Annotated in this window: 11 protein-coding genes, 1 tRNA gene and 1 rRNA gene; 10 read left to right on the top strand and 3 right to left on the bottom strand. The window is 72.7% G+C overall.

Annotated features, from left to right (window positions below):
* The first annotated feature begins 208 nt into the window (after window positions 1-208).
* A 5S ribosomal RNA gene (gene rrf, locus ACQKQD_RS13610) occupies window positions 209-324 on the top strand.
* 109 nt (window positions 325-433) lie between these two features.
* Window positions 434-510 (top strand) — tRNA-Met (locus tag ACQKQD_RS13605).
* Between the two features lie 67 nt (window positions 511-577).
* Here the strand turns inward: ACQKQD_RS13605 and ACQKQD_RS13600 are convergent.
* Both ACQKQD_RS13600 and gcvA read right to left on the bottom strand, forming a co-directional pair.
* On the bottom strand, window positions 578-2,722 hold the full coding sequence (locus tag ACQKQD_RS13600; RefSeq protein WP_427508605.1) for a helicase-related protein: 2,145 nt from the start codon (window positions 2,720-2,722) through the stop codon (window positions 578-580).
* Window positions 2,723-2,932: 210 nt separating this feature from the next.
* Window positions 2,933-3,820 carry a transcriptional regulator GcvA gene (gcvA, locus tag ACQKQD_RS13595; RefSeq protein WP_427508604.1) on the bottom strand — a complete coding sequence of 296 codons (888 nt, stop codon included), beginning with the start codon at window positions 3,818-3,820 and terminating at the stop codon, window positions 2,933-2,935.
* Window positions 3,821-3,913: 93 nt separating this feature from the next.
* Here gcvA and ACQKQD_RS13590 point away from each other — a divergent pair, with 93 nt between their 5' ends.
* Window positions 3,914-5,173, top strand: a complete 1,260-nt coding sequence (locus ACQKQD_RS13590; RefSeq protein ID WP_427508603.1) for an MFS transporter — start codon at window positions 3,914-3,916, stop codon at window positions 5,171-5,173.
* Window positions 5,174-5,295: 122 nt separating this feature from the next.
* On the opposite strand, the gene ACQKQD_RS13585 is transcribed toward ACQKQD_RS13590, so the two are convergent.
* Entirely contained in the window at window positions 5,296-7,020 is a 1,725-nt protein-coding gene (locus ACQKQD_RS13585; RefSeq protein WP_427508602.1) for an adenylate/guanylate cyclase domain-containing protein, read from the bottom strand.
* A 153-nt stretch (window positions 7,021-7,173) separates the two neighbouring features.
* On the opposite strand from ACQKQD_RS13585, the gene ACQKQD_RS13580 reads away from it, so the two are divergent.
* The 7 genes from ACQKQD_RS13580 to ACQKQD_RS13550 all read left to right on the top strand — a co-directional run bounded on the left by ACQKQD_RS13580 (window position 7,174) and on the right by ACQKQD_RS13550 (window position 12,457).
* Window positions 7,174-7,752, top strand: a complete 579-nt coding sequence (locus ACQKQD_RS13580) for a DNA-3-methyladenine glycosylase (protein WP_427508601.1) — start codon at window positions 7,174-7,176, stop codon at window positions 7,750-7,752.
* 100 nt (window positions 7,753-7,852) lie between these two features.
* On the top strand, window positions 7,853-9,007 hold the full coding sequence (locus tag ACQKQD_RS13575) for a zinc-dependent alcohol dehydrogenase (RefSeq protein WP_427508600.1): 1,155 nt from the start codon (window positions 7,853-7,855) through the stop codon (window positions 9,005-9,007).
* A gap of 10 nt (window positions 9,008-9,017) precedes the next feature.
* Window positions 9,018-9,287 carry a hypothetical protein gene (locus ACQKQD_RS13570; protein ID WP_427508599.1) on the top strand — a complete coding sequence of 90 codons (270 nt, stop codon included), beginning with the start codon at window positions 9,018-9,020 and terminating at the stop codon, window positions 9,285-9,287.
* A gap of 15 nt (window positions 9,288-9,302) precedes the next feature.
* Window positions 9,303-9,512, top strand: coding sequence for a hypothetical protein (locus ACQKQD_RS13565; RefSeq protein WP_427508598.1), 210 nt, complete (start codon window positions 9,303-9,305; stop codon window positions 9,510-9,512).
* Between the two features lie 146 nt (window positions 9,513-9,658).
* Window positions 9,659-10,813 (top strand): transporter substrate-binding domain-containing protein, encoded by a 1,155-nt coding sequence (locus ACQKQD_RS13560; protein WP_427508597.1) that lies wholly within the window; start codon window positions 9,659-9,661, stop codon window positions 10,811-10,813.
* Complete coding sequence (locus ACQKQD_RS13555) at window positions 10,810-11,436, top strand: ANTAR domain-containing response regulator (RefSeq protein ID WP_020096063.1); 627 nt, start codon at window positions 10,810-10,812, stop codon at window positions 11,434-11,436. Before ACQKQD_RS13560 ends, ACQKQD_RS13555 begins: the two co-directional genes overlap by 4 nt.
* A gap of 175 nt (window positions 11,437-11,611) precedes the next feature.
* A complete protein-coding gene (locus ACQKQD_RS13550; RefSeq protein ID WP_100253383.1) occupies window positions 11,612-12,457 on the top strand; it encodes a nitrilase family protein in 846 nt (281 codons plus the stop codon).
* Window positions 12,458-12,478: the final 21 nt, after the last annotated feature.

Raw genomic sequence — 12,478 nt, 5'->3', positions numbered from 1 at the left:
GAGCCGACCGGTACTAATCGCCCGATTGGCTTGATCGCTCTCGTGATCCGTGTCCGGACTGGTTCGGCAGCCGCAAAGGCTGGCGAAGCCAGAGATACGGTCATAAACAGACCAGCAGCAGACGCTGCCACCAACATGCTTGCCGAACCGGACACACGCGCCTCGCAACCCGCGACGGCCAGGTCCGAAACGAATTGCGATGCGCCGGTCTGGTGGCCTGAGCGGCGTGCCCAGAACCCGATCCCATCTCGAACTCGGCCGTTAAACACGCCAGCGCCCATGGTACTGTGTCTCAAGACACGGGAGAGTCGGTCGCCGCCAGACCCGCCCATCGCAATCATCATTCCCTCGACACGAACACCGATCCGGCCCCCGGACACGGCGCACGCTCACACAGAGCCCGCGTCGACCCGGACCAGCCGCACAGACTTGGCGCGGGGTGGAGCAGCCCGGTAGCTCGTCAGGCTCATAACCTGAAGGTCACAGGTTCAAATCCTGTCCCCGCAACCAACGTCATCCGAGAAAGCCCGCTGCGCCGAACGCGCAGCGGGCTTTTTTCATGGCCCGATGCCGCGTCTCACCGCGCCCCGACAGGTCGCCGGCTGCGCCGCTCCGCCTTCCGGGTCGCTGTCTCCCGCAGGTGCTGCTCAATGGCGTCGTTGGCGCGGCCGCGCATGTGGCGGATGGCGTCCACGTCGTCAAAAGTCTCGGGGAAGCGCCGCGACAGCCACAGATAGGCGCTGGCGAGCTTCACGGTCCGCTCCTGGTAGTCGAGCGCGCCCGAGAGGTTGCCGCGCAGAGCCGGGACCGTGAGGCCGGCGGCGCGCGCCTGGCACCAGCGCTCCAGCAGCCCCATGGCGATCTCATCGCGCCGGTCGATCGGGCAGACCGAGAAGGCGAACTTCTCCTCGATCGGCAGCCGCGCCCGGTCGACGATCCGGGCGACCTCCAGCACCTCCTCCAGGGCTGAGGGCTGGAACGGCGAGCCCGCGTAGAAGGTCGCCCGGGCGAAGTGGGTCAGCACCTCGTGCAGGCTGTGCGTGCGCATCTCCTCGGCCACCGAGCGGATCGCCCCGAGATCCGGGCGGACGAAGAAGCGCGTGTCGGCGGCCGGCGCCGTCGGGGCACCCGAGAGGGCGGTGCGGATCGGCTCGGCGGCGTACGGGTCGGTCGCCGCCACGTAGCCGACATCCTGGTGGCCGTAGCGGCCGGCCCGGCCGGCGATCTGCCGGATCTCGGAATGGGTCAGCGCCCGCTCGGCGGTCCCGTCCCACTTGCGCACCGCCGAGAACACGATCCGCTTCAGCGGGCCGAGATTGAGCCCCATGCCGATCGCGTCGGTGGTCACCAGCACGTTGGCCTCCCCGCTGCGGAAGCGCGCGGCCTCGGCCCGGCGGACCTCCGGCGACAGGGCGCCGTAGATCGTCGCGACCCGGTGACCGCGGGCGACGAGGACCTCGCGATTCTCGTGCACGGCCCGGCGCGAGAAGGCGACCACCGCGTCCCCGGCCTCGACCTTCTCCAGCGGCACCGGCTCCTCCAGCAGCAGGAGCGGCGACTTGCGGGTGAAGGGGATCACCTCCAGGGACTCGTTGGCGGCCTCGGCGGCGCGGCGGACATAGGACAGGGCGTCGTCCGAGCCGCAGACGATCACGGTCCTGGCGGCGACGCCGAACAGCGCGTTGGTCCAGGCCCAGCCGCGGTCGGGGTCCGACAGCATCTGGATCTCGTCGATCACCGCCACGTCGATCGGCCGGGTCAGGTCGGCGGTCTCGATCGTGCGGGCGATGTGGGTCGGGTTCGTATCGCCCAGCACCTCCTCCCCGGTGACCATGCCGGCGCGTAGGCCACGCTCGCGCAGGGTCTCGTAGTTCTCCAGCGCCAGCAGCCGGAGCGGCGCGAGGTAGGCCCCGGTCTCGGCCGCGCTCAGGTGCTGCAGCGCCGCGTAGGTCTTGCCGGAATTGGTCGGCCCCATGTGGAACACGATCTTCCGGTCGAGGCGCCGGGCGGCGGTGAACCGCTCGATATAGGCGCCGAAGCCGACCTGATCGCGCAGCCGCCGCAGGCGCGAGCCCTCGCGCGCCACCGCCTTGGCGTGGCGGCGGACGGGGGTGAGCGTGTCGTTGAGGCCGCGGGCGAGCTTCGGGCCGTACGTGAAGACCCGCGACCGGAGCGAGCGGTCCATGTGGGCGATGTAGGCGGCGGCGTCCGCCCCGACCTCGCGCAGGTCGACGAGGAGCTGCGCCCGCAGCCGGTCGACCGGCTTGTGCAGGGCGCGGGTCGCCTGGAGGGCCGTGCGCGCCACGGCGTCGCGCAGGGCCTCCAGGCGGTGCGTCGGGTCGTTCCGGGCGGCCATGCGGGCGAGGATCTCGGCCGCCTCCGGCTCGGGGGCCACGTCGAGGCGCAGGTCCAGGCGGCCGTTGTCGAGGAGCGGGATCTCGGTGCGGATCAGCCAGGTGATGCGGTGGTCCTTGGTGACCACGGCCCGGAGATTGGGGATCGCCTTCCGGATCGCCGGGATTCCGGTCTCCGCGAAGGCCCGGGCCGCCCGCATCTCCCGGAGCGCCCGGGCGACGCGGTCATCGTCGACCTCGGCGCCGTAATCGGGCAGGTCGAGCTGGGCGAGCAGCCGGTCGAGGTCGACCGCCTCCGGGGCGACGCCGAGCCGCCCCAGGGACTCGATCAGGCTCTCGATCGTCGGGCGGAGACGCTTGCGCGCCATGCGGTCACCTTCGGCAGAAGCGTCTGACGCCAACCCCGACGCGGTCGGGGGCGTTCCGGATCCGATCCATGCGCCGGACGGAGGCGGCACGCCATCCCTGATGCGCGTCTCCGCCGTCTTTGGGAGCGCAGCGAAGCAATCCAGTCGGTGCCCTCCGGACGGAAGGCGCGCAGCCCTGGGTCGCTTCGCTGCGCTCGCGATGACGGAGCGTTACGGATGCCGCGCCGCCTCGGCGAGCCAGCCGCAGAAGGCCCGGACCGCCGGATCCTCCGCCCGCGGCTCGGGGACGTAGGTGTAGTAGCTCCGCGCGGGCAGGGCGGGGCCCGGGAAGGGCAGGGTCAGGCGGCCGGCCGCGACGTCGTCGGCGATCAGCCGCTCGGGCCCCATGGCGACGCCGAGCCCGTCGAGGGCGGCCTGGAGGGTCAGGTAGAAGTGCTCCAGCGTCACCGTGGCCCGCGGCGCCAGGTCCGGGACGCCCGCCGCCCGCAGCCAGTCGGGCCAGACCCGCGGCAGCGTCGCGGCGTGCAGCAGCGTGTGCTGCCGGAGATCCTCCGGCACCCGGAGCGGCAGCCGGCGCAGCAGGTCCGGGCTGCAGACCGGGATGCGCCGCTCGGACAGGAACGGCTCCGCGCGGTGGCCCGGCCGGCTGTCCGGCCCGCCCCGGATCGCCACGTCGAACGGCTCCGCCAAGCTGGCGAGGGGCACGTTCGAAGTGGTCAGCCGCACCTCGATCGACGGGTTGGCCCGCTGGAAGCCCGACAGGCGCGGGATCAGCCAGCGGAGTGTGAAGGTCGCCAGCGCGTTCACGTGCAGCAGGCGCGGCCGTCCGCGCTCGGCCTGCCGGGCGGTGGCCAGGGCGATGCGGTCGAGGGCGGCGCCGATCTCGGTGGCGTAGGCCGTGCCGGCCTCGGTGAGGACCACGCGGCGGTTGTGGCGCTCGAACAGCGGCAGCCCGAGCCAGCCCTCCAGCGCCTGGACGTGCCGGCTCACCGCCCCGTGGGTGACCCGCAGCTCGTCCGCCGCGCGGGTGAAGCTCCCGTGCCGCGCGGCCGCCTCGAAGGCCTTCACGGCGTTGAGCGGCGGCAGGCGACGGTGCATGGGTCAGGTTTCCTCACGCGAGCGTCAGCATAAGTCGTTTGTCAGCTCCGGGCCAGGGCGCCATCCTGATGCCGCACCACGAAGGATGGCTGGATGTCCGTCGCGTCCGATCTGACCGCGTCTTCCGAAACCGCGTCTTCCGAAACCGCGTCCTCCCGGGCCGCGTCCCTGCCGGACGCCCGGCGCACGCTGGTGGCCACCGGCGTGAACCACGCGCTGCACGACGGCTACACGGACCTGATCTACGTGCTGCTGCCGGTCTGGCAGGCGGAGTTCGGCCTCGACTACGTCGCCCTAGCGTTCCTGCGCTCCCTCTACAACGGCGCCCTGGCGGCGCTGCAGATGCCGGCGAGCCGCCTCGCCCAGGCCTGGGGTGCCCGCACCGTGCTGGTGCTCGGCACCGTGCTCAGCGCGGCCGGCTACGCGATCGCCGGCGCCTCGGGCGGCCTCGTCGGGCTCGGGATCGGGCTCCTGCTCGGCGGCGCCGGCAGCAGCACCCAGCATCCCCTGGCGTCCGCGGTGATCGCCCGGGCCTACGGGCCCGGGGCCCGCGGCCCGCTCGGCACCTACAATTTCACCGGCGATCTCGGGAAGGCGGCGGTCCCGCCCCTGGTCGGCCTGCTGCTGACCCTGACGGGCTGGCGGCACGCGCTCTGGGTGATCGCCGGCGCCGGGATCGTGGTCGCGCTCGCGGTCGCGCGCCTGCTGCCGCGTGAGCCGGCGTCACGCAGCGGCGGCGCCGCTGCGCGTCCGGCGCCCCATCCGTCTGCGACCGGGTCGGGGAGCGGCACGGGCTTCCGGCTGCTCGTCGCCATCGGCATGCTCGACAACGCCGCGCGGCCGGCCTTCCTGCTCTACCTGCCGTTCCTGCTGCAGGAGAAGGGCGCGGCGCTGACCACGGTGGGCCTCGCCCTGTCGCTGGTCTTCGTCGGCGGCGCGCTCGGCAAGGCGGTCTGCGGGCGCCTCGGGGAACGCCTCGGCGTGACCCGGACCGTGATCCTCACCGAGACCGGGACGGCACTGGCGATCCTGGCGGTGATCGTGCTGCCGCTGGCTCCCGGGCTGATCCTGCTGCCGCTGCTCGGCGTGATGCTGAACGGCACCTCGTCGGTCCTCTACGGGACCGTCCCGGAGCTGGCGCCCGGCGGCCGGGTCGAGCGGGCCTTCGCGGTGTTCTACACCTGGACGCTCGGCGGCAGCGCGCTGGCGGCACCGCTGCTCTACGGGCGGCTCGGCGACGCGGCCGGCCCGCACTGGGCGGCCGTGGCGGCGGCCGGGACGGCGCTCGCCGTGGTGCCGCTGATGCTGGCCCTGGCGCCGCGCCTCGGGGCGGCGCACCGGCAGCGGGCCTGAGGCGCGCCGTCCGCTCGGATCACCCGTCATCGCGCGCGCAGCGAAGCGACCCGGGGATGCGCGACGCCGAGAACCGCGGTACAACTCTGGATTGCTTCGCTCCGCTCGCAACGACGTTCGCGTCAGGCGTTTCCGAGGGTGCTGACCCGGACGGCCTCGGACCGGCCGTCCACCGCCACGTCCCGGATCTCCGCCGGCGCCACGCGGGCCGCCGCGTAGACCGCCTCCGACACCACCGCCACGCAGCCGAGGACCTTGGTCAGGCCCTGGAGCCGGGCCGCGACGTTGACGGTGTCGCCGAGCGCCGTGAACCGGGCATCGGTGGCGTCGCCCATCTCGCCGACGATCGCCGGGCCGGCATGCACGCCGATCCCGTACCGGAGGGTGTGCTCCAAGTCGGCCGCCAGGAGCCCGTTCAGCGTGTCGACCGACTCGGCGATGAGGTCGATCGCCTTCAGGGCCTCCCGGGCGGCCGCCTCGGCCTCCGTCTCCAGGCCGAACAGGGCCAGCAGGCCGTCGCCGAGGAACTGGTTGGTCGAGCCGCCGGCCTCGCGCACGGCGTCGCCGACCGCGCCGAGGAAGCGGTTGATGATGAACACCGTGTCGTAGGGCAGGCGCTCCTCGGCGAGCCGCGTCGAGCCGCGCAGGTCGACGAACATCGCCACGATGAAGCGCTCCTCGCCCGACTGCGCCCGGTCGAGCAGGTCGGCCTGGCGCATCCGCGGCTGCGGCGGCAGCAGCGGCACCACGGCCATGTCGGTCTCCGGCCGGAACTGGCAGGCGAGGCGCACCCCCGGGCCGGCCGCGATGCGCTCCAGCACCGCCCGCTCGGTGCGGCCGGGCGCCGGCGCCCCGTCGCTGCCGTCCGTCACCCGGATCCGGCAGGTCGAGCACCGGCCGCGGCCGCCGCAGACGCTGGCGTGGGGGATCCGGTTGCGCCGGCTCGCCTCCAGCACGCTCGTGCCGCGGGGTACCCGCACCACCCGTCCGTCCGGGTAGCTGAGCCGGATCGTGCCGCGCTTGATCTCGGCGAGCGTCCGCGCGCCGCGGGCCGCGATCACCGCCGCCACGAGGCCCGCGTAGGTCCCGAGCAGCCCGTCCCGGACGGCGGCGAGCCGCGCCACTTGGTCGGGCAGCCCGACATGGACCGGCTGGAGCGCCGCCGCGCGCCACGCCGGATCCTGCGCCAGGGTCATGACCATCCGGCCGCCCTGCGCGAAGCCCAGCAGCGACAGGACCGGCACCAGCACCGCGAGCGCCAGCAGCCAGGGCGCCATGCGGTCGAAGCCGGGCTTCAGCCGCAGCCAGAAATACAGGCCCATGCAGCCGTGGATCCAGGCGACGACCAGGACCGTGACCTGCATCAGGCCGAGGATCGGCGAGGCGATCCAGAAGGCGTAGAGTTCCTGCGCGTAGCCCTTGTCGAGCCCCTCGGTGACGAAGGAGACCCGGGTCCCGACGATGTGGCTGATGAGCAGCGGCGGGATCAGCAGGCCCGAGACCAGCTGCAGGGTCTCGGACGGCCGCCAGTGGAAGAAGCGGGCCGCGTAGAGGGCCTGGAGCCCGAGCAGCAGGTGGACCACCAGGGCGCCGTAGAGCAGCGTCAGGCCGACGGGGTTGAGCCAGACGGCCGTGACGAGGTCGAGGCCGTCCTCCATGGCGTCGAGGGAGACGTTGCCCAGGGCGTGGTTCAGCAGGTGGGTCAGCACGTAGCCGAACAGGATCAGGCCGCTGGCCAGCCGGAGGCGCCGCAGGTTCAGGCGGAGCCGCGCGGCGCGCGGGGCCGATCGGGGTTGCGCGCTCGACTCGGCGGACCGGAGCGTCGCGATCGAGGCTGTGCGCACCATGCTGGAGGTCCGAGGGGATCGGTTCTGGGCCCGCCATTCACGGGCCCCTCGTACCAGCAAGACTTCCGTTGCGTCCGATTTATTTCTAATCGCCCGCGTTTCGCCGGATCCCGGCGACGCGGATCGCGCGGGGCCGCCCGCGCCGGAGCCCCGATGCTGGACACCTTCTTCGCCCGCCGCGCCGCCGCGGTGGCCTCCGACCTGATCGGCGCCCGCCTGTTCGTCGGCGCGGCCGGCGGGATCATCGTCGAGACCGAGGCCTACGACAGCACCGATCCGGCCTCCCACAGCTTCCGCGGCCCGACCCGGCGCAACGCCAGCATGTTCGGCCCGCCGGCCCACGCCTACGTGTACCGGTCCTACGGGATGCACTGGTGCCTGAACCTCGTCTGCGAGCCCGGCAGCGCCGTGCTGCTCCGGGCCCTCGCGCCGACCGAGGGGCTTCCCGCCATGCGGGCGCGCCGCGGCCTGGAGGATCCGCGCCTCCTCTGCGCCGGCCCCGGCCGCCTCTGCCAGGCCCTCGGCGTCACCGACGCGCTCGACGGAGCACCCCTCGCGCGGGCGCCGTTCCGGTTCGAGCCGCGCGCCGCGGGCGATTCCGGGGGCGTCGACGTGGTCAGCGACCGGCGCATCGGCATCACCCGCGGCGCCGAGACGCCCTGGCGCTTCCTGCTCGCCGGCTCCCGGTTCGTGAGCCGCCCGGCGCGGAAGGCAGGGCCGGCCATAGGGTGAGGGCGGCCGCCCGCCGCGCGTCACCTCGCGCCCCGCCGCGGCTGCCGGGAACTTGGGCATCCGCCTGCGGTTCCCCGGTCGTGGACGAGGGAGCCCCAGCATGCTGGCGATGAACTACCGCGGGCCGTACCGCGTGCGCGTCGATCGCCAGCCGATCCCCGTGTGCGAGCATGTTGAGGATGCGATCATCCGAGTTACGCGAACCTGCGTCTGCGGATCTGATCTTCACCTGTACCATGGAATGGTGCCGGATACGCGCGTCGGCACGACGTTCGGCCACGAATTCACGGGCGTTGTTGAGGAGGTCGGCTACGGCGTGCGCAATCTCGCCGTCGGCGACCACGTGCTGGTCCCGTTCAACATCGCCTGCGGCCGCTGCCATTTCTGCAGGCAGGGGCTGTTCGGGAACTGTCACGAGGCGAACGCGCAGGCGACCGCGGTCGGCGGCATCTACGGATACTCGCACACCGCCGGCGGCTACGACGGCGGCCAGGCCGAGTACGTCCGGGTGCCCTACGCCGATGTCGGCCCGTGCAAGATCCCCGCGACGATGGACCTCGACGACGCGGTGCTGCTCACCGACGTCGTGCCGACCGGCTATCAGGCGGCCGAGATGGGCGGGATCCAGCGCGGCGACACCGTCGTGGTCTTCGGCGCCGGACCGGTCGGCATCATGGCGGCGCGCTGCGCGTGGCTGTTCGGGGCCGGCCGCGTGATCGTCATCGACCACGTCGAGTACCGGCTCGACTTCGCGCGGCGGTACTGTCCCGCCGAGGTCTACAATTTCCGCTCGATCGGGGATCCCGTGGTCTTCCTGAAGAAGACCACCGATTCCCTCGGGGCCGACGTCTGCATCGACGCGGTCGGCGGCGACGCGGCGGGGAGCGCCCTGCATACCCTGATGGGGACCAAGCTGAAGCTCGAGGGCGGCTCGGCGGTGGCGCTCCACTGGGCGATCAACTCGGTCAAGAAGGGCGGGATCGTCTCGATCGTCGGGGTCTACGGGCCGACCGGCAACCTGATCCCGATCGGCAACGTCCTGAACAAGGGCATCACCATCCGGGCCAACCAGGCCTCGGTGAAGCGCCTGCTGCCGAAGCTGATCGCCCATATCGAGGCGGGCCGCCTGAACCCCAAGGAACTGATCACCCACAAGGTGCCCCTCGAGGAGGCCGCGGATGCCTACCACCTCTTCTCGGCCAAGCTCGACGGCTGCATCAAGCCGGTCCTGGTCCCCCCGACGGCACGCGCGTGAGGAGGGGGCGATGAGAAACCGTCCGATCGATCCGTCGACGGTCCCGGGCTGGGGCGTCGACGCGGATCCGCAGAACGATCCGACCTACCCGATGCGCGACATCGCGCGCGACGACAGCCGGGGCATGAACTGGACGCGGCCGCCGCAGCAGCGGGCGCGTGTCGAGGTCCTCACCTCGATCGAGTACAACGCCCGCCCGGCGGTCGTCGGCACGTCGACCCCGCCGCGCGGCGTGAGCGGCGTCATCCGCCGGCAGGCGTTCCGCTACAGCGAGTCCTAGTGGGCGCACTGGCTGATGCTGATGGCCGCCGACCGGGTGAACGTGGTCGAGGGCGTGGTCGACGACCTCGCGCGGGGCCGCGTCCCCAACGTCCCGGCCGAGATGGGCGCCCGGGCCGAGCTGGCCCACAACCGGTCCGGGCTGGCGGCGAAGCTCGCGCTGACCGGCGCGGCGATCGGGCTCGGGATCCTGGTCTCGCGCCTGGCCCGGGCGCAGCGGCGCTAGGGCTGCCCCGGAGCCGCTCCGTCCCGGGTCCGCCCCCGGCGCCCCGGGACGACGGCGCGGGGAACGGCTTTCGCGGCGGGTCCTCCCTCGGCTAGGACAGCGGGGCGCGCAGCCCTCCGGGTGCCTGCGGCGAGCCCGGGGGGACCATGGCGGCCAAGGATGAAGCGACGTGGCGGGTCGGCGTCCTGTTCTCCCGCAGCGGGGTGAGCGGCATCACCGAGACCGAGCACTTCCTCGGCACCGCCCTGGCGATCGAGGAGATCAACCGGGCCGGCGGCGTGCTCGGGCGCCCGATCGAGCCCGTCTGCTACGACCCCGCCGGCGACAACGACGCCTACCGCACTCTGGCCCGGCGGATGCTCGCCGAGGACGGGGTCGAGGTGGTGTTCGGCTGCTCGCTCTCGGCGAGCCGGAAATCGGTGCTCTCAACCGTCGAGCGGCACAACGGCCTGCTCTGGTACCCGTCGATCTACGAGGGCTTCGAGTACTCGGAGAACATCATCTACACCGGCGCGACCCTCAACCAGAACGTCTTCGCATTGGCCGACTACCTGATGCAGGAGCACGGGCCGCGGATCTTCCTGATCGGCTCCGACTACATCTACCCGCGGGAATCGAACCGGGTCATGCGCGACCTGATCGAGGCGAAGGGCGGGATCATCGCGGGCGAGCTGTACGCGGCCCTCGACGCGGACGACGCGGCCCACGCCGCCATGATCGCGGCGATCCGCGACGCCGCCCCGGACGCGGTCTTCTCCACGGTGGTGGGGCGCGGCGCCGAGCGGCTCTACCGCGCCTACGCCGCGTCCGGCATCGACCGCGCCCGCTGCCCGATCGCCAGCCTCACCCTGGCGGAGGGCCAGATCCGCGCGATCGGCCCCGAGCACTGCACCGGCCACGTCCTCGCGGCGCCGTATTTCGGGGCGCTACCCGGCGAGGAGAACCGGCGCTTCGTCGCCGCCTTCCAGGCCCGGTTCGGGCCTGAGCGCCCCACCAGCATGTGGTCGGAGACCGCCTACGCGCAGGTCCACCTCTTCGCCCGGGCGCTCGCGGAGGCCGGCACCCTCGACGCCGAGCGCCTCGGCGCGGCGGCCCTGCGGCAGCGCCTCGCGGCGCCGGAGGGCGAACTCGCCTTCGACGGCGAGACGCGCCACATCTGGCTCACCCCCGGCATCGGGGTCGCCCGCGCGGACGGGCAGTTCGACGTGGTCTGGCGGGCGCGCCGGCCGGTGCGGCCCGACCCGTACCTCGCGTGGTCCCGGTTCGAGACGAACTGGCTGGAGGAGGGGCTCGCCGCGTGACCGCCCCCGCCCGCAAGATCCTGGACGACCTGCGGCGCGCCCGCGCCCTCGTCATCCATCCCCGGGACGAGGAGGCCGCCGCTTTGCTGGAGCAGCTCCGCCGCCTCGGCTGCGCGGTCTCCCTGGCGTGGCCGCCGCCCGCCGCCCTGCCGGCCGACATCGACACGCTGTTCATCCAGCTCGACGACGCCCAGGTGATGCACCTGCTGCCGTCGATCGAGGCGATCGAGCCGGCGGTCATCGCCATCGTGGCCTACGAGAGCCCGACCTCGCTCAAGGCGATCGCGGACGTCAACGCCCACGGCGTGCTCAACAAGCCGCTCCACCCGCGGGGCGTGCTCACCCAGTTCGCCCTGGCCCGCTACCGGCGCGGCTACGAGGGCCGGCTCACCAGCAAGATCAACCGGCTGGAGGAGACCATGAAGGGCCGCCGCACCGTCGAGAAGGCGGTCCGGCTGCTCGTGGACCTGAACCGGATCGACGAGGACGCCGCCTACAAGATGCTCCGGGACCGGGCCACCGCCGCCCGTGTGCCGATGGCGAGCGTGGCCGAGAGCGTGGTCTCGGCCCACGAGGCGATGAGCGGACTCGGCCTGCGCATCGCGTTGGCGGAAAAGACTTGATCGCAGCAGCCTGCCGCATTTATGGTCTTGCGGTCTGTTTCGGGGTGCGTATCGTAGTCTAACCGGGCAAGGTTGCCCCGCAGCAGCAGTGCTGCACGACATCACGGCTTTGAAGCCTCTGGTTCGCGGATGATCTGTCTCCGCGCCCAGGGGCTTTTTGCGTTTCGGAGCTCTCATGGTCCAGGCGAACGATCCCGCGCGCCCGCCGATACGGGTGTCGTGCATCCAGTTCGAGCCGGAATTCGGCGCGGTCGACGCGAATATGGCGCGCGCGTCGGACCTCGTCCGCGCGGCCGCCGCCGAGGGCGGCCGGCTGATCGTGCTGCCGGAACTCGCGAGCACCGGCTACGTGTTCGAATCCGCCGCGGAGGCCGCCGCGCTGGCCGAGCCGGTGCCGGACGGCCCGACCACCCGCGCCTGGGCGGCGCTCGCCGCGGAACTCGGCGTGCACATCGTGGCGGGGATCGCCGAATCCGCCGGCGAGACCCTCTACAACGCCGCCGTGATCGTCGGGCCCGAGGGCTACATCGGCACCTACCGCAAGGCGCATCTCTGGGATCAGGAGAACGTGTTCTTCGCCAGGGGCGATCTCGGCTTCCCGGTCTTCGACACGGCGCTCGGCAAGGTCGGCGTCGCGATCTGCTACGACGGCTGGTTCCCCGAGACCTTCCGGCAGCTGGCGCTCGCCGGCGCCGAGATCGTCTGCATCCCGACCAACTGGGTGCCGATGCCCGACCAGCCCGCGGGCGAGGCCGCCATGGCCAACACCCTGCACCGGGCCGCCGCGCACTCGAACGGGATCTTCATCGCCTGCGCCGACCGGGTCGGAATCGAGCGCGGCCAGCCCTTCGAGGGGCAGAGCCTGATCATCGGTCCCAAGGGCTGGCCGCTCGCCGGACCGGCGAGCCGCGACCGCACCGAGACCGTCTCGGCGCTGGTCGACCTCGACGCGGCCGGGCGCAAGGACCTCAACGCGTTCAACTCGCTCCTGCGCGACCGCCGCGCCGACATCTACGGCTGAGCCCGCTTCGCACCGTCGTCA

Origin of the sequence: Methylobacterium sp. NPDC080182 (assembly GCF_050281105.1) — a bacterium.
Taxonomy (GTDB): Bacteria; Pseudomonadota; Alphaproteobacteria; order Rhizobiales; family Beijerinckiaceae; genus Methylobacterium.
The sequence above is the reverse complement of the archived record's forward strand: the minus strand, read 5'-3'. Positions and strand labels throughout refer to the sequence as shown.